Origin of the sequence: Bacteroides faecichinchillae JCM 17102 (assembly GCF_000614145.1) — a bacterium.
Classification (GTDB): domain Bacteria; phylum Bacteroidota; class Bacteroidia; order Bacteroidales; family Bacteroidaceae; genus Bacteroides; species Bacteroides faecichinchillae.
Genome location: NZ_BAKK01000006.1, coordinates 1 through 16,706, shown reverse-complemented (window position 1 = coordinate 16,706; position 16,706 = coordinate 1). Strand labels below are relative to the sequence as shown.

At 36.7% G+C, this 16,706-nt stretch carries 14 protein-coding genes and 3 pseudogenes; 5 read left to right on the top strand and 12 right to left on the bottom strand.

Features of this window, described 5'->3' with window-relative positions; translation table 11 throughout:
• Window positions 1–9 precede the first annotated feature (9 nt).
• The 3 genes and pseudogenes from JCM17102_RS04450 to JCM17102_RS04440 all read right to left on the bottom strand — a co-directional run bounded on the left by JCM17102_RS04450 (window position 10) and on the right by JCM17102_RS04440 (window position 3,481).
• On the bottom strand, window positions 10–1,407 hold the full coding sequence (locus JCM17102_RS04450; protein ID WP_025074156.1) for an efflux transporter outer membrane subunit: 1,398 nt from the start codon (window positions 1,405–1,407) through the stop codon (window positions 10–12).
• Window positions 1,408–1,546: 139 nt separating this feature from the next.
• Window positions 1,547–2,382, bottom strand: a pseudogene (locus JCM17102_RS26190) (zinc ribbon domain-containing protein).
• Window positions 2,383–2,386: 4 nt separating this feature from the next.
• On the bottom strand, window positions 2,387–3,481 hold the full coding sequence (locus JCM17102_RS04440; RefSeq protein WP_025074155.1) for a Nif3-like dinuclear metal center hexameric protein: 1,095 nt from the start codon (window positions 3,479–3,481) through the stop codon (window positions 2,387–2,389).
• Between the two features lie 106 nt (window positions 3,482–3,587).
• Here JCM17102_RS04440 and JCM17102_RS04435 point away from each other — a divergent pair, with 106 nt between their 5' ends.
• On the top strand, window positions 3,588–4,004 hold the full coding sequence (locus JCM17102_RS04435; protein WP_025074154.1) for a DUF4891 domain-containing protein: 417 nt from the start codon (window positions 3,588–3,590) through the stop codon (window positions 4,002–4,004).
• 4 nt (window positions 4,005–4,008) lie between these two features.
• Here the strand turns inward: JCM17102_RS04435 and JCM17102_RS04430 are convergent, their stop codons facing one another.
• The 4 genes from JCM17102_RS04430 to JCM17102_RS04410 form a co-directional block, all read right to left on the bottom strand.
• Entirely contained in the window at window positions 4,009–4,389 is a 381-nt protein-coding gene (locus JCM17102_RS04430) for a VOC family protein (protein WP_025074153.1), read from the bottom strand.
• Between the two features lie 756 nt (window positions 4,390–5,145).
• Window positions 5,146–5,418: a hypothetical protein gene (locus JCM17102_RS04420; RefSeq protein ID WP_025074151.1), complete on the bottom strand. Its 273-nt coding sequence runs from the start codon at window positions 5,416–5,418 to the stop codon at window positions 5,146–5,148.
• Window positions 5,415–6,209, bottom strand: coding sequence for an ABC transporter permease (locus tag JCM17102_RS04415; protein ID WP_025074150.1), 795 nt, complete (start codon window positions 6,207–6,209; stop codon window positions 5,415–5,417). The genes JCM17102_RS04420 and JCM17102_RS04415 overlap by 4 nt, the downstream gene beginning before the upstream one ends.
• 12 nt (window positions 6,210–6,221) lie before the next feature.
• Entirely contained in the window at window positions 6,222–6,842 is a 621-nt protein-coding gene (locus JCM17102_RS04410; protein ID WP_025074149.1) for an ABC transporter ATP-binding protein, read from the bottom strand.
• Window positions 6,843–6,927: 85 nt separating this feature from the next.
• Between JCM17102_RS04410 and JCM17102_RS04405 the strand changes: the two genes are divergently transcribed.
• Genes JCM17102_RS04405 through JCM17102_RS04395 form a run of 3 tightly spaced genes read left to right on the top strand, consistent with a single transcriptional unit; the run spans window position 6,928 to window position 9,497 of the window.
• On the top strand, window positions 6,928–7,470 hold the full coding sequence (locus tag JCM17102_RS04405) for a ferredoxin domain-containing protein (protein ID WP_025074148.1): 543 nt from the start codon (window positions 6,928–6,930) through the stop codon (window positions 7,468–7,470).
• An 18-nt stretch (window positions 7,471–7,488) separates the two neighbouring features.
• Window positions 7,489–8,604 (top strand): agmatine deiminase family protein, encoded by a 1,116-nt coding sequence (locus tag JCM17102_RS04400; RefSeq protein WP_025074147.1) that lies wholly within the window; start codon window positions 7,489–7,491, stop codon window positions 8,602–8,604.
• An 8-nt stretch (window positions 8,605–8,612) separates the two neighbouring features.
• Window positions 8,613–9,497: a carbon-nitrogen hydrolase gene (locus JCM17102_RS04395; protein ID WP_025074146.1), complete on the top strand. Its 885-nt coding sequence runs from the start codon at window positions 8,613–8,615 to the stop codon at window positions 9,495–9,497.
• A 9-nt stretch (window positions 9,498–9,506) separates the two neighbouring features.
• Here the strand turns inward: JCM17102_RS04395 and JCM17102_RS04390 are convergent, their stop codons facing one another.
• From JCM17102_RS04390 to JCM17102_RS04375, 4 genes and pseudogenes are all read right to left on the bottom strand, one after another.
• Window positions 9,507–9,896, bottom strand: a complete 390-nt coding sequence (locus tag JCM17102_RS04390; protein ID WP_025074145.1) for a GtrA family protein — start codon at window positions 9,894–9,896, stop codon at window positions 9,507–9,509.
• The gene (locus tag JCM17102_RS04385; protein ID WP_025074144.1) at window positions 9,893–11,830 is read right to left on the bottom strand and encodes an LTA synthase family protein; all 1,938 of its coding nucleotides are present in this window, start codon (window positions 11,828–11,830) and stop codon (window positions 9,893–9,895) included. Before JCM17102_RS04385 ends, JCM17102_RS04390 begins: the two co-directional genes overlap by 4 nt.
• Window positions 11,831–11,833: 3 nt before the next feature.
• A pseudogene (aspS, locus tag JCM17102_RS26185) lies at window positions 11,834–13,599 on the bottom strand (aspartate--tRNA ligase).
• 109 nt (window positions 13,600–13,708) lie between these two features.
• Window positions 13,709–14,734 carry a diacylglycerol/lipid kinase family protein gene (locus JCM17102_RS04375; RefSeq protein WP_025074143.1) on the bottom strand — a complete coding sequence of 342 codons (1,026 nt, stop codon included), beginning with the start codon at window positions 14,732–14,734 and terminating at the stop codon, window positions 13,709–13,711.
• Between the two features lie 218 nt (window positions 14,735–14,952).
• Between JCM17102_RS04375 and spt the strand changes: the two genes are divergently transcribed.
• A complete protein-coding gene (spt, locus tag JCM17102_RS04370; RefSeq protein WP_025074142.1) occupies window positions 14,953–16,137 on the top strand; it encodes a serine palmitoyltransferase in 1,185 nt (394 codons plus the stop codon).
• 220 nt (window positions 16,138–16,357) lie between these two features.
• On the opposite strand, the pseudogene JCM17102_RS26180 reads toward spt, so the two are convergent.
• Window positions 16,358–16,703, bottom strand: a pseudogene (locus JCM17102_RS26180) (lipocalin-like domain-containing protein).
• Between the last annotated feature and the right edge of the window lie 3 nt (window positions 16,704–16,706).

Sequence of the window (16,706 nt, the reverse complement as noted above, 5' to 3'; positions counted from 1 at the left end):
AAGATTCTTTTATTCTCCCCAACCACCTCCCAAGGCTTTATAAAGTGCTATCAATTGTAGCAATGAACTTCCTTGAGCTTGAACCAACTGATTCTCGTATGATAATAAAGAACGTTGTGCATCAAGTACATTCTGAAAAGGCGAAAGTCCCTGTTTATAAAGATCTAATGATAATTTTAATGTTTCAATACCTTGATTTCGAACTTCTCGTAATGCAACAATCTGTTTGATAGAGTTTTTATAAGAATTCATGGCATTATCCACTTCCTGTACTGCTGTCAATACTGTTTGGTTGAACTGGTTAATTGATTCATCCAATTGTGCTTTCGCTAATCTTGTAGCATTTACTAATTGCCCTCCGCTAAAGATTGTCCAACTCAACGCCGGAGCAATTTCGTAAGTCATGCTTTTACTTTTCATTAAATCATTTAAATCACGTGCAGCATAGCCAAATGAGCCTTTTAAAAAAAACTTTGGTAACCAATCAGATTTGGAGGCTCCCAATAATGCAGCTTGTGCATTTACAGTTCTCTCTGCACTTCTTACGTCAGGTCTTCGCATTAATAAATCTACAGGCATGCCTATTCCTATCGGTTCCATATAGTCGGGTAATTTGCCTACAGGTTCCAGAATTGGACGGACATCCTGAGGATACATACCCAGCAATACTGCTAATGATGTAATATACTGATTAATTCCTGCTTCCAATTGTGGAATTGAAGCTTTGGTGCTATACAAAACAGATTTTGCTTGTGCTACGTCCAATTTTGCTACAAGTCCGGTATTAAATCGTACTTCAGTTATTTTTAGAACTTCTTCTTGGGAAGCACTGTTCTTTTTAACTACTTCAAGTTCCTGTTGTAATTCGCGTAAATTGATATAAGAGGAAGCGACTTCGGCTGCTAAAGAAATCATAACTCCTGTATACTCTTCCTTGCTAGCAGCAAAATTTTCTTTTTGCGCTTTTACTCGTTTACGGATACTGCCAAAAACATCGATTTCCCAGCTCATGCTGAGAGAAGCATCATAATAATGATCTGCCGATTGAGGCAAAGTAGAGGTATTTCCACTCGTTTCCTGTCTTGTCCATCCGGTATTTAGAGCAATAGAAGGAAAGAAATTTCCACGTTCCATCCAAAGATTAGCACGTGCAGCAGCAATACGGTCAATTGCCATAGCTACGGAATAATTACGGTCTATTGCCACTGCAATAAGGGAATCAAGTTTTGTGTCTTGAAAAGATTTCCACCAATGATCATTTACAGGGAGTATTTGTTGAAAAACCTCTCCACTTTCCTCCCATTCGTTGGGAAGAGGGGCCTTCAAATTGCGGTTTGTAGTTTGTGCAAAAGCTACTACAGTTGAGAGAAACAAAAGGAGTGATATACTCCACACTCGTTCATTCATATTCAGTTCAGGTTTTTATGAAATGAAATGATAACAATTGCCGGTTTGCTTTGTTTATATTGGAAATGTTAAGAAAAGGATACAAAAAAAGCCTCGCAGATTGCGAGGCTTCGAAAAATTTCATCAAATACGGTGCTTTTTACTCAGCTGATTTTCTTCTGATAGCTCTTTTGGTTGTAGTAACCGGAGCTTCTTCTGTTGCCTTATGCCCAGCTTGTACTCCAGCCAATTCTGGGTCAATCATAATACGTCCACAATATTCACAAACAATTACTTTCTTACGAGAACGGATATCCAACTGTCTCTGAGGCGGAATCTTATTAAAACAACCTCCACAAGCATCACGCTGTACGTATACAATACCTAATCCATTGCGAGAGTTCTTACGGATACGCTTGAATGACTGTAATAGACGTGGTTCGATCTTAGTTTCCAATTCCTTAGCTTTGTCTCTCAGTTTTTCTTCTTCTTGTTTTGTTTCAGAAATGATTTCATCAAGTTCACCTTTTTTCCCTTCAAGATCCTTTTGTCTTTCTTCAAGAATATGTTCGTTTTTCGTCAACTTCTGCTTCCTTTTCTTCTCTTTCAGCAGTGAATTCTTTGATCCTCTTCTCACAGAGTTCTATTTCCAAAGTTTGGAATTCAATTTCTTTTGTTAGAAAGTCATATTCACGATTGTTACGAACATTGTCTTGCTGTGATTTATATTTTTCTACTGAAGCTTTTGCTGTTTCAATCTCCACTCTCTTGCCTGCAATTGCACTTTTCAGTTCATCTACCTCTGCTTTGATTTTCTCAATACGAGTACTCAAACCTTCAATTTCATCTTCCAAGTCTTGCACTTCCAACGGAAGCTCACCTCTCAAAGTTTTGATTTCATCAATCTTAGATAACATTGTTTGAAGTTGGAACAGAGTTTTAAGTTTCTGCTCTACTGTCAATTCACTTGGTTCTTTTTTTTGCTTCTCTAGCCATTTTACTATAAATATTTTATGGGATTCGTATTTACTTTACTCAATTGGAATGCAAAATTAGGAAATAAATCCCGGATTATGGAATAAAAAATTTCTTTTGTATATTGTTCACTCTCATAATGACCTATTTCTGCCATAAGAATGTTTCCTTCCTGACCAAAATAATCATGATATTTAATTTCGCCTGTGATAAATACATCTGCACCTGAATGAATAGCTTGAGACAATAAAAATGCTCCCGCTCCTCCACATAGTGCAACTTTCTGTACTTCTCTACCTGTCAGCTTATTATGACGAAGGCAGCTTACTTCAAAAGTTTTCTTGATACGTCTTAAAAAATCAAGTTCTGTTTCAGACTCTTCCAACTCACCTACAATTCCGGCTCCAGCTTGCTTCCAATCATTCTGTAGTGGATACAAATCAAAAACAGGTTCCTCATATGGATGAGCCATCAATAATACCTTTATTGCTTCTGCCTTCTTAAATGAAGGCAAGATTGTTTCTATTCGTACTTCCCCTTCCCTATGCAACTCTCCAATAGTGCCACAGAAAGGATGCGTTCCTTCTTTTGCACGAAATGTTCCTTCTCCATTCAGATTGTAACTACATGAATCATAGTTACCTACGTTTCCACAACCTACGGAAAACAATGCTTGTCTGACAGCTTCTGCTTGTGCAAAAGGCACAAAGGTTACTAACTTCATTAGACAGTTTTCTCTAGGCTCAAGAATACGTATATTCTTCAAACCAATTTTCTCAGCTATTTTAAAGTTTACCCCGCCTTGGGCATTATCAAGATTAGTGTGTGCCGAATAGATAACGATATCGTTTTTTATCGCTTTCAAAATACAACGTTCAACATAATCCTTTCCAGTAATGGATTTATATCCTTTAAAAATAAGCGGATGATGCGAAATCACCAGATTGTATCCTAGCGCAATAGCTTCATCTAACACAGCTTCAGTAACGTCAAGACACAACAAAGCCCCTGCAGCTTCCGCATCTGTCAATCCTATTTGCAAGCCGGCATTATCGAATCCATCTTGCAATGGCAGAGGCGCGAATTGTTCAAGGGCGCATACTATTTCTTTAATTTTCATTATTTGTAGAAAATTTGGATGCAAATATAGAGAAAAAAGAAGAAAGAATGCTTTTTGTTATCGTTTTTTTAGTAAATTCGTCGCATATCTTTAATAATTGAACGCAATGAAAACAATTCTAGCTTTCTTTCTCATGATCTTTTTGATTGTTTCCTGTCAGTTAAAGCAAAAAGAAAGTCTTAACGAGGCTATTATTAAAAATGCTAACGACGCAAAAACTGCTATAGACGATACTATAAAAGTGACAGCTATATTTTGGATTGATAAAGCAAAATATAAATATGCCAAAGAATATGCTTTTCGCACAATCAAAGCAAAAGTGTTTATTCACGAAAACGGTAAAGTCGATCTCCTGGAGTTTGTTAAAGAGCAAACACCAGGTGTAAATAAGTACATACGTCATTATCTTGCCAAATTCATGGTTCCCCCAATAATGTTTGAAGGTGGTTATATAAAACCTGGAGAGCAAATTGTTCAACTTCGTTGTCTATGGGGAGATAGAGAAAAAAAGATAATGCAGTAATATACTAAATGGTAATTTCCACTAAGTTATTGTCCGGATCAAGAATACTTCCCTCAAAAAAGCCATCTCCAGTAGTACGAGGTTCGCTTGCAATAGTATATCCATCTTTACGGAAGCGTTCTATAAATTCTATAACAGCTTCTTTACTACCTACAGAAAAAGAAAAATGTGCCAATCCAATATGTAATACGCTATCCGGTTCGGTAATATTTATTTTCCGCATTATTTCTAACGCAGCTCCTTCTTCGAAACGCATAAAATAGGATTCAAAACCTTTTTGGGGATTTATATATTTTTCGTTTGTACGACCATCGAAATATTTAGTATAGAATTCACGAAGTTCTTCTAATTGATTGGTCCATAGAGCAATATGATTAATTTTCATAGCTTTATTATATTACAATTTATTTTCTGCAAAGATAAAGAAAGAAACTAAAAATGACATTGATGTATGTCAAAATCGTTACAGCAAAGTAATTATCAGAAGAATTCATGCGAATATTATTTGATTTCTTCCTCCTAAGATAAAACATCAATTTCTCTATCAACCTATCACCAACCTTCGGAAACTCGCTGTATATCGTGTTTTGGAGTGGTGATAGGTTGTTATTTTATCTATCACCTCATCTATCACCTATCACCTTTGCCGGTTCCTGCTATCATCCTCTTTTATTATATGGACGACAGATAACTTTTAAACTCCTTAATAGTAAACATCCATTCTATTATTAACAAACTTTCTCTCCTTTAATACCTAACTTCTTTTCTTCTGATAGAGAAATTATTTTTTATTAGGAATAAACTATAAACAAAAGTTGCAGTTGTATAAACGGAACTTGCGTTTACATAAACGGAACTTGCGTTTATACAAATGAAAGTTCCGTTTATAGATTGCAATGGATAAAAAACTACTTTACTATTAAAGAAAATAAAGTTTGTTATAGGAAGAGAAGAACTAATCTATTAATACTTCTGTTCATCACTTATAATACAGTGAAAATATGGATACGGAAAACCGGACTCGGAAATAAGCTGAAGAATATGGGAGGTAATTGCATTTACTGCGATTGCGACATAAGAGTTAATGAAAAGTTTAACGAGCTTGTATCAGACTGAGCTCAAGAGTTCTAGGAATTTCTTCTTATTTTTTTATCTGCACCTTATTTTTTAAGGCATAATGTTCATCTACAACGCGATCTGTAGGGAAAAAAGTAAGAATCATCCGCCAATCTCCTTCTCTATATATAAATTTCCGTCCATTTGCTCCATGAAGGATTAATTCATATTTCTCCCATAAAAATGCATCCAAATGTTTCGGCATATCTTTACCCACTGTCGAAAATTCTACTGTAATGAAGAATCTTGGAATAGATATTTCTGCTATTTTTTGGAAAATCTGATCAACATTTGTCATTTCCTTGGTTCTTTTGTTACATCTAATAGTTTTCCGTATGCATCAAATGATCTACGTGATGCTAATGATATGGTAATCATTAATGAAAGCATGGATGCAGTAAAAGTAATCACCATAATCATCATCTGATATTTAATAGCCACATTAGGACTACTTCCCCCCAATATCTGCCCTATCATGGTTCCAGGAAGAGCTACCAATCCCATTACTGCAATATTTGCTATTAAAGGACTGAATGATTTAATAATAGCCTGGCGGATGAACGGTGCCTGGGCCTCTTGTCGTGTTGCTCCATTTCCTAATAAATAACGGTATAGTTGTTGTTCGCGCTTCAGTCCACTATAATAGGTATTAAGTGCAATTACATTACTAGATAACATATTTCCCATCAAGATTCCAGATATCGGAATAAAATATTGAGCGCTGAAAACATTGTTTAGTTGGAGTACAATACCTATAAAATACATTCCTACGAGTATAACACTACAGAGAAAACCTACAGAAAGAGGAATAAGTAAGATTTTTCTTTTTAATTGAGTACGTACCAACGCAGTTTGCCCTGCTACAAAGATCATAACAATCACCCAAAGAGAATTAATCCAAGGATTGTTCCATAAAAAAAGATATTTCAGATACATACCAATGAAGAACAATTGAATAATCATTCGTAATGTTCCAATCATTGCAGGTTTTAGTAGTCCAGTCTTGAACTTCCAGAGATAAAAAAAAGGAATGGCAAGCAGAAGCAAACCTATAAATAAATTAAAGTATGTGATATCGATAGTTCCCACGAATAATTCTTTTTATAATTCTATTACATAATGACAACCTGATGCGAAATCTTTATCATGTGATACAGCTAGTACAGCGGCTCCTTTTTCCGCTTGCTGACGAAAAAAGGTTAAAACTCTGTCTGTTGAGTCAGCATCTAACGCTGAAGTAGGTTCATCAATAATAATCAGTGGCTTGTTAAGCATTGCAGCAACAGCCAGCATTATTCGCTGCCGTTGTCCTCCCGAAACTTCATTTACCCTCTTAAAATACAATTCATATTCCAATCCTAACTCATTAAAGCAAGCAAACAATCGTTTTTCCGAAAAAGGAATAGAACGATTTACTTTTAAATCAAAAGGTAAAGCTACCATTTCTTTCACCCATTCAAATGGAAGTGCCAATTCTTGAGGAATCCATGCAATTTGCCGACGGATGATGTCAATCGTTGATTTACCTAACAATGTTTCCCCCACTTTGATAGTGCCCTCCTTTAATGGTACAAATCCCATAACTGCATTCAATATCGATGTTTTTCCACAGCCGGATTGTCCAACGATGCAGGCAGTCTTTCCCTTTTCCAAATGTAGATTAAATCTGGAAAAAAGAATTTCTGATCCAAAAGCAACACAAGCATTGTTAATATGTAACATGACGTTTTTAATTCTTTCTTTCCGGCAAAGGTAGTATTTTCTTGAAAAACGTTATCTTTGCCTCACTAATTAATTCAATAAAGTTATGATACTAAACGAAAGAGATGCCCGTCATGAGCATATTTTACAGGTTGCACGCCAAATGATGACTGCTGCCCGTACGGCTCCAAAAGGAAAGGGTATTGATATTATTGAAGTAGCTTTAATTACTGACGAAGAAATTAAACAACTGTCAGACACTATGATAGCTATGGTAGAAGAACATGGAATGAAATTTTTTCTCCGTGATGCTGACAACATCCTGAACGCTGAATGTGTTATATTAATAGGTACACGTGAACAAGCACAAGGATTAAATTGCGGATATTGCGGATTTACAACTTGTACCAGCCGTACAGAAGGAGTTCCTTGTACCATAAATAGTATCGATGTAGGAATTGCAATAGGTTCTGCTTGTGCAACAGCAGCTGATATGCGAGTTGATACCCGTGTCATGTTTTCTGCAGGATTAGCTGCTCAACGTTTGAATTGGTTGAAAAACTGTAAAACGGTTATGGCAATTCCAGTAAGTGCATCGTCCAAGAATCCGTTCTTTGATCGGAAACCTAAACAAGAGAATAATAAATAATAAAATAACAACATACGAATGGGAATCATTGTTGGGCTCCCCCGTTCCGGTGGTTCGGAGAAGGATTTACAATTAAATTTTGGCAAGATTATTACCGAACAAGTAGAGGTAAGGGCACCTCATCTGCCTGCTGAATGGCATCAGCAAAGTGGTATTCAACTAACATGGCCTCATGCTGGTACTGATTGGGCGTACATGTTGAATGAAGTACAAGAATGTTTCTTAAACATTGCTCAAGAGATCGCGAAACGTGAGATTTTACTAATCGTTACTCCGGAACCTAAGGCTGTAAGAGATCAGATTGAGGCAACAGTCAATATGGACAACGTCCGTTTTCTTAAATGTGAAACCAATGATACATGGGCACGAGATCATGGGGCGATCACTATGATTGATGAGGGTAATCCTTCCTTGCTAGACTTTGCTTTTAACGGATGGGGATTGAAATATGCATCTGGGTTAGATAACCAAATTACTCGGCATGCTCTAGAAGCTGGGGCATTAAAAGGAGGCTATGTTAATCACCTCGATTTTGTATTAGAAGGAGGATCCATTGAAAGTGATGGAATGGGAACATTATTGACTACCTCAGAATGCTTACTGTCTCCCAACAGAAATAAACGACTGAATCAAGTAGAAATTGAAGAATATTTGAAATCAACCTTTCATTTACAAAGAATCTTATGGTTAGATCATGGCTATCTTGCCGGTGACGATACGGACAGTCATATTGATACATTGGCACGTTTTTGTTCTCCCAATACTATTGCATACGTAAAATGTGACAATAGCGAAGATGAGCATTATAAATCTCTTCATGACATGGAAGAACAACTAAAAACTTTTCGTACATTAGCCGGTGAACCTTACAGATTGCTGGCGTTGCCGATGGTGAATAAAATAGAAGAAGATGGCGAACGTCTGCCTGCTACTTATGCAAACTTTCTGATCATGAATGAAGTTATTCTTTATCCTACCTATGATCAGCCGGAAAATGATCATAAAGCGAGGGAAGTGTTACAACAGGCATTTCCCAAACACGAAATTATAGGAATAGATTGCCGTGCTCTCATCAAACAGCATGGATCTCTACATTGTGTCACTATGCAATATCCTTTAGGAGTCATCAAATAAAATCGTATATGAGAAAAATAAAAGTAGGATTAATTCAACAATCCAATACTGCGGATATAAAAGCTAATTTAATGAATTTGGCAAAAAGTATAGAAGCTTGTGCTATTCATGGTGCACAATTGATTGTACTTCAGGAACTACACAACTCTCTTTATTTTTGCCAGACTGAAAATCCAAACTTATTTGACCTTGCTGAGCCTATCCCTGGTCCTTCAACAGGTTTCTATTCAGAACTGGCTGCTGCTAACAAAGTTGTTCTTGTCACTTCTCTTTTCGAAAAACGGGCACCGGGATTATATCATAATACCGCTGTAGTATTTGACCGCGATGGTAGTATAGCCGGAAAATATCGTAAGATGCATATTCCGGATGATCCTGCCTATTACGAAAAGTTCTATTTTACTCCAGGGGATATAGGCTTCAAACCTATTCAAACTTCATTAGGAAAGCTTGGAGTATTGGTATGTTGGGATCAATGGTATCCCGAAGCAGCTCGTTTGATGGCTTTGAACGGTGCTGAGCTTTTGATTTATCCTACTGCTATTGGTTGGGAAAGTAATGATACTGATAATGAAAAGGCTCGCCAACTTAATGCGTGGATTATTTCCCAACGTGCCCATGCCGTTGCAAATGGTCTTCCTGTTATCTCAGTCAATCGTGTAGGACATGAACCTGATCCTTCAGGTCAGACCAATGGTATTTTATTCTGGGGAAATAGTTTTGTAGCAGGACCGCAAGGAGAATTTTTAGCACAAGCGGGCAATGATCATGCTGAAAATATGGTTGTTGAAATTGATATGGAACGTTCAGAAAATGTCCGTCGTTGGTGGCCTTTTCTACGTGATCGACGAATTGATGAATTCGAGGGGCTTACAAAACGCTTTCTGGACTAGAGATACTTTCTATTTGAAAGTTATCTTCTTATTAACCACAAAATTTACTCCTCCATAGATAAATAAACCGAGAAATTGGGCAAGATACTCATTGACATCCAACCCTTCTACTAAAAGAATGAGAAAAAGGAATTGGGCAGTGTATGCTATCCCGAAAGCAGAACAGAAGAACAGTATTTGTTTCCAAATATTGTTCTTCCTTTTTTCTGTTGGGAATATCCAGTATTTACACCAAATAAAATTATGAATCTGAGCTATCACATACGCAGTTATATTCGCAACCAGATAATCCCCCTCGAATGATAGACTTTCCATCATTAGCCATACAACTAATGCCATTATCAAAGCATTCATTGTACCGATTATTATGAAGCGAAATATACGTATTGATTCTTTCATTTTATTACCAATTTATCATTGTTCATACATGTCATGTATTGTTGAATGATTGCTTTAAGCTCATCCTCCATTTGCTGCTGACCGGCAACTTCTCCCAATAAATTGTGCTCTAATAACTTATCTGTTTTAAATGCATACATGGCAATTGATTTCTGACCATCAAAATGCAATAAATACTCACCTTTGAAAAATTGATAAATACCATTGATATAGTTTACAGCATAAGTATCCTCCGGTTGAGTATTCAATAAATCACATCCAAACGAAATATATGGTTTATCATAACCTAAATATCCCAATACAGTAGGCATAATATCAATCTGTTGCGCAATCACTTCTTTCCGATATCCTTTCAAATCGGTTCCCGGTTGGTAAAAGACGATTGGAACAGAGAAAAGACCACTTTCAGTTTCATATTCAGGACGTTCTTGGGAGTTGGTGTGATCGGCTGTAAATACAAATAATGTATTTTTATACCATGGCTCTTTAGATACTTTTTCAAAAAATAGTTTCAACGCATTGTCAGTATATCCTATACATTGCCGAATTGCCTTATTTCCTTTTGGAAAAATACCCTCGTACTCTGTTGGCACTGCAAACGGGTGATGAGAAGATAAACTGAATAAAGCAGCAGCAAAAGGTTGTTGGAAAGTAGACAAGGCATTGGCAAAGAATTGAAAAAACTTTTCGTCCCAAATTCCCCAATGACCATCAAAATCTTTGTTCCCCGGATTTGCTTCATTATACTCAGTACGTCCATAATAATTAGTATACCCAACAGTCCGCGCAAAAGCTTCAAACCCCATCGAACCATTATCTGCACCGTGGAAAAAGGCAGTATAATAACCTTTCTTTTTTAACTCCCCTCCTATGCTGGATACTGTATTCAAGGAAGCCGGAGTCAAGAAAAACGGTTCAACAAACATTGGTATCCCTGATAATACAGAAGGCATACCGTCAATACTCTTCATTCCATTAGAGAATGAATATTTAAAAGTCAAACCTTCAGACATGATAGAATCTAGAAAAGGCATGTAGCCTTTATAAGTTCCATTATCTAAATCCTCATTTAAGAAACCACTGTTTTCTTTACCAAAACTCTCCAATATAAAGACTACTACATTGAGTGGACGAAATTGGGTACTATCCTTGGGCAGATGTATTGGAGAATAGATTGTTTCCAATTTTTCCTTATCAAAATATTGAGGCACTATAAATGGCTTCTTACCCAAAGTACGATATATAGAAAACGGTGTATTTAATACAATCCCCGTTTCTATGGGACGATCTACATACTTATTGGCGTTGCTGATTGTAATGGGACGCACCATACCTGTAAAGCCACCACGCATACCACCGACACATAAATAAACAGCTACTCCTAAAATTATTAGGTTAACTGTATAGTATACAGGCAGATGGCTTACTTTCATTACTCTAGGCTTGCAGTAAAGTTTAAATAATGCATAACCGAAAGCTACAGCTAACAATGTCAAATACCAATGATTTAATAGCTCTGTTCCCAAAATACCTCCTAGATTTCCTTCATTTTTAAACTCGCTAAATACGGATGCCGTAGTTCTCCGATGTGTATATTGGAAATAAACCGTATCCATCAGATTCATGATGATTACGATTAAATTTGTTACAATAAAAATGCCTTTAGTAATTTTCTGATAGATGATATTTTCCTTATAATGAAGAGGGATCAACATTAGAAAAATATACAGGAGATTAGTATACAAAATAGCAGAAGTATCAAAAAGAAATCCACCTTCGAACATCCTCCAAATTCTTCGTGCTGTTAAATCGGAAAAAGCATTCCAATTTTCTGCTAAAAATATAATACGACAAAGAATAAAGCACCCCATCACTAATAATAGATTGCTTAAAAGTGACAGGGTGGTATTATAAAGATAACGATATTTATTCATCGTTTAGTTACTATTTTCTTTCATTTCAACAATCAGATTTAATTCGTCAAGTTGGGACTGGTCAATAGCAGACGGAGCATCTAACATAACGTCGCGTCCTGAATTGTTTTTGGGAAGGCTATACAGTCGCGGATAGAATCTAATCCTGCGAAAAGAGATACCCAACGATCAAGTCCATAGGCCAAACCACCATGAGGAGGAGCACCATACTTGAAAGCATTCATCAGAAAACCAAACTGTGCTTCAGCCTTTTCAGGAGTGAAGCCTAGTATTTCAAACATTTTTGCTTGTAATTTTGCATCGTGTATACGAATTGAGCCACCACCTACTTCTACACCGTTTACTACCATATCGTATGCATCTGCACGTACAGCAGCGGGATCTGTATCCAACAATGGAATATCTTCCTCTTTCGGATGAGTAAATGGATGATGCATAGCCATCAAACGTCCTTCTTCTTCGCTCCATTCAAACATTGGGAAATCAACCACCCACAAACAAGTAAACTTGTTTTTGTCACGTAATCCTAATTGAGAACCCATTTCCAAACGAAGCTCATTCAACTGTTTACGCGTCTTCATTATATCATCACCTGACAAAATTAGAATCAAATCACCCGGTTTAGCTCCGAATGCTTCTTTCATTTGCTGCAAAACCGCTTGAGTGTAGAATTTGTCTACGCTTGATTTTACGGTACCGTCTGCTTCTATACGTGCATAGACTAAACCCTTGGCACCAATCTGTGGCCTCTTTACAAATTCAGTCAAAGCATCTAATTGTTTACGAGTATAAGTTGCAGCACCTTCTGCACAAATTCCACCAATATAAGCAGCATTGTCGAATACTGAGAAACCATATCCCTTCATAATATCCATCAGTTCGACAAACTTCATTCCGAAACGCAAATCAGGTTTATCGCTACCATAATATTTCATAGCATCGGACCAAGACATACGTTGAAATGGTTCAGCCAATTCAACACCACGCAAAGTTTTGAAGAGATGTTTTGCCATTCCTTCAAAAGTATTGATAATATCTTCCTGTTCCACGAAACTCATTTCACAGTCGATCTGTGTAAATTCAGGCTGACGATCCGCACGTAAATCTTCATCACGGAAACATTTTGCAATTTGAAAGTAGCGGTCGAAGCCAGAAACCATCAATAATTGTTTTAAAGTCTGTGGAGATTGCGGAAGTGCATAGAATTGTCCGGGATTCATGCGTGAAGGCACTACAAAGTCGCGTGCACCTTCCGGAGTAGATCCAATCAATACAGGAGTTTCTACTTCAATAAATCCCAGACTATCCAGATATTTGCGAACCTCGATAGTCATTTTATGGCGCAATTCTAAATTAGAACGAACAGCATTACGACGTAAATCCAGATAACGATATTTCATGCGGATATCATCCCCTCCGTCCGTATTATCTTCAATAGTAAATGGAGGAGTCAATGCAGTATTCAGTACATTTAGTGTATTGACAATGATTTCAACATCTCCGGTAGGAATATTTGCATTTTTGCTAAAACGTTCATTTACTGTACCTGTGACCTGAATAACGAATTCACGTCCCAACTTGTTAGCACGTTCACAAAGTTCAGCGTTAATTTCTTCATTAAATACCAATTGGGTGATACCGTAACGATCCCGTAGATCAATAAAAGTCATTCCTCCCATTTTACGGCTACGCTGTACCCATCCGGACAGCGTGATTTGTTTATTAACATCGGAGATTCTCAGTTCTCCACATGTGTGTGTTCTGAACATATATTTTAATATTTAAACAATTATCATTCACATTCACATTCTGGATCGACCAAAACTCTGCAAAAGTACGTAATAATTTGTAATTAGTAGTTAGTAATTGATAAAATTCTCACCCTTTCTTGGTCAGTTTTTTAAATATTTTCTTGTTCTTATCTGTTATATTGTCTACGATCACTTCATTCATCAACTTTATTCCATTAACATATTCTTGTGCTTTCTGAAGGACATTCGCCGGGTCTTTTTCTTCAACATATGGAACTACGACATGAAGCCCTCTCTGAATCAATTCGATATTCACCTCTGTTCCGGTTTCCATCGGGTCTCCATCAAAATGTACGACTCCAGGAGCTGCACGACGGATACAGAGCTTTTTACAGCGAAAAGTCTTAATACGACTATTCTGGTCAATCGTCTTATTAAATAATTGGAAAGCAAGTGAAGGTACATCCAATACAGTAAAGGGTTCAAGAATTGTCACATCCAACAATCCGTCTGTTAACGTAGCTTGCGGAGCAATATAAGCATTATTCCCATATTGTGAAGCATTTCCACAGGCAATCAGAAAAGCTTTATATTTAGCTACTCCATTTTCAGTTTCTAATTCATATGTTTCCGGCTGATATTTAAGACTTTCTTGCAACGTCTTTTCTAAATAAGTCAATAATCCGCGTTTTCCAGCATGAGCAAACTTCAGACTTACAAAAGCATCAAACCCTACTCCACAAGTACAGAAAAAATCTGTATTATTAATTTTGCCATAATCTATTACATTCAGACAACCTTCATTAAGTATATCTAATGCTTTTTTAGGTTCTAATGGTATATGCAGATGTCGTGCCAACCCATTTCCAGAACCACATGGAATAATTCCTAAAGCAGTGTCTGTATGGACTAATGAACGAGCTATTTCATTAATTGTTCCATCCCCTCCGATGGCTACTACTATATCGGCTTTTTCTTCGGCGGCTTTAGCGGCTATTTGCACTGCATGACCGGCTCTTTTTGTATACACCACTTCCCAAGTGTATCTCGTCTTGTCTATTTTCTCATCCAATAAGCTAAGAATTAATTCTTTGCTCTGGGTTCCTGAGATCGGATTAACGACGAATATTATTTTCTTCATTCTTTCGTTCATGCTAATTTTTGTCGATTGTAGACGACAAAAGTAATACAAATATATTAAATTTTAATCTATTGGAGGTTTCTAATCGCATAAGAGCAACTTTTTTCTCTTAAAAAGAACAGGTAAAAACAAAATTTGTTATCTTTGCCCCCTGTTTTAAACACTTGTTAAGAAAAAAGGATGTGAGACCATCGAGAATGGTCTGAGTATTGGCATAATAAATTTAATTCATGGGATTATTACAAGAGAAGTTAGCTAAGTACAATTTGCCGCAACAATTTATGGCAAAAGGCGTTTACCCATATTTCCGTGAGATCGAAGGGAAACAGGGAACAGAAGTAGAAATGGGCGGACATAAAGTTTTAATGTTCGGTTCTAATGCTTACACTGGCCTTACAGGAGATGAAAGAGTAATTGAGGCAGGCATTAATGCCATGCATAAATACGGTTCCGGTTGTGCTGGTTCACGTTTCCTGAATGGTACACTAGACCTTCATGTTCAGTTAGAGAAAGAACTCGCAGCATTCGTTGGTAAAGATGAAGCTCTTTGTTTTTCAACAGGCTTCACTGTCAATTCCGGAGTTATCTCTTGTTTGACGGATCGTAACGATTACATTATCTGTGATGATCGTGACCATGCATCTATCGTAGATGGTCGTCGTCTCTCTTTTTCACAGCAATTAAAGTACAAACATAATGACATGGCAGATTTGGAAAAGCAACTTCAAAAGTGTAATCCGGATTCTGTTAAACTGATTGTAGTTGATGGTGTGTTCTCTATGGAAGGTGATTTGGCAAATTTACCCGAAATAGTACGCTTAAAGCATAAATATAACGCAACAATCATGGTAGATGAAGCCCATGGTTTAGGAGTATTCGGAAAGCAAGGACGTGGTGTTTGTGATCATTTCGGTTTGACAGATGAAATAGACCTTATTATGGGTACTTTTAGCAAGTCATTGGCTTCTATTGGTGGCTTCATTGCTGCTGATGAATCTATTATTAATTGGCTGCGTCATAATGCACGTACTTACATTTTCAGTGCATCCAATACTCCAGCTGCTACTGCCGCAGCTTTGGAAGCTTTGCATATCATCCAGAATGAACCAGAGAGGCTTGAAGCTCTATGGGAAGCAACTAACTATGCATTAAAGTGTTTTCGTGAAGCGGGTTTTGAGATCGGTGCTACTGAATCTCCTATTATTCCTCTTTATGTACGTGATACGGACAAAACTTTCATGGTAACTAAATTAGCTTTTGATGAAGGCGTATTTATCAATCCAGTAATTCCACCAGCATGTGCACCACAAGATACATTAGTACGTGTGGCATTGATGGCAACGCATACCAAAGAACAAATTGATAGTGCAGTAGAAAAACTGACAAAAGCTTTTAAAACATTAGATATTTTGTAATTTATAATTATATTAAATAAGGATATTTAGTAAATGTCCCTTTTTTATAAATTAAGAGAAAAGTTTTACTTCCTGTAAGCTTTTCTCTTAATTTTTCGGCAAAGTCTCAAGTCTTCTATCTTTTTCATAGACTACTATTCGATTCGACAGAGGAAATGGTCAAATTGACCATTATAAAATTATCATTATAGAAAATTTAAATAGACTCTAAATCTAATTCTTATTTCTGTTTCGCATAGTGGAACGTCATTTTTCCATTATTCAAAATTAAAGAGTCAGCACTCAACTTTATAATTTCCAATGTATCAGCAAATTCAATCGTCTGTCCGTTTCCAATACTTTTTCCTGTTAAAACCAACTGATCACCATTTTGTTTCCAGCTTTCATAGACTAGTGTAGCCATATTGATAGAAGAAGCATTTCCTCCCTTTTCTATTTTAACACCTTGTACTTTTCCTTCCATACCTGGAACCGATTCTACATGCTCCTACTACAGACATTGAATTACCTCCACATGCAGTTAATATACCTAAAAGCATAACCACTCCTAACATTTTCTTTTTCATACT

Bases quoted from the DNA above. Each gene is read 5' to 3' on its own strand.
- JCM17102_RS04450 (WP_025074156.1), bottom strand. From the start codon at position 1,407: ATGAATGAACGAGTGTGGAGTATATCACTCCTTTTGTTTCTCTCAACT.
- JCM17102_RS04440 (WP_025074155.1), bottom strand. From the start codon at position 3,481: ATGAAAATTAAAGAAATAGTATGCGCCCTTGAACAATTCGCGCCTCTG.
- JCM17102_RS04435 (WP_025074154.1), top strand. From the start codon at position 3,588: ATGAAAACAATTCTAGCTTTCTTTCTCATGATCTTTTTGATTGTTTCC.
- JCM17102_RS04430 (WP_025074153.1), bottom strand. From the start codon at position 4,389: ATGAAAATTAATCATATTGCTCTATGGACCAATCAATTAGAAGAACTT.
- JCM17102_RS04420 (WP_025074151.1), bottom strand. From the start codon at position 5,418: ATGACAAATGTTGATCAGATTTTCCAAAAAATAGCAGAAATATCTATT.
- JCM17102_RS04410 (WP_025074149.1), bottom strand. From the start codon at position 6,842: ATGTTACATATTAACAATGCTTGTGTTGCTTTTGGATCAGAAATTCTT.
- JCM17102_RS04405 (WP_025074148.1), top strand. From the start codon at position 6,928: ATGATACTAAACGAAAGAGATGCCCGTCATGAGCATATTTTACAGGTT.
- JCM17102_RS04400 (WP_025074147.1), top strand. From the start codon at position 7,489: ATGGGAATCATTGTTGGGCTCCCCCGTTCCGGTGGTTCGGAGAAGGAT.
- JCM17102_RS04395 (WP_025074146.1), top strand. From the start codon at position 8,613: ATGAGAAAAATAAAAGTAGGATTAATTCAACAATCCAATACTGCGGAT.
- JCM17102_RS04390 (WP_025074145.1), bottom strand. From the start codon at position 9,896: ATGAAAGAATCAATACGTATATTTCGCTTCATAATAATCGGTACAATG.
- JCM17102_RS04385 (WP_025074144.1), bottom strand. From the start codon at position 11,830: ATGAATAAATATCGTTATCTTTATAATACCACCCTGTCACTTTTAAGC.
- JCM17102_RS04375 (WP_025074143.1), bottom strand. From the start codon at position 14,734: ATGAACGAAAGAATGAAGAAAATAATATTCGTCGTTAATCCGATCTCA.
- spt (WP_025074142.1), top strand. From the start codon at position 14,953: ATGGGATTATTACAAGAGAAGTTAGCTAAGTACAATTTGCCGCAACAA.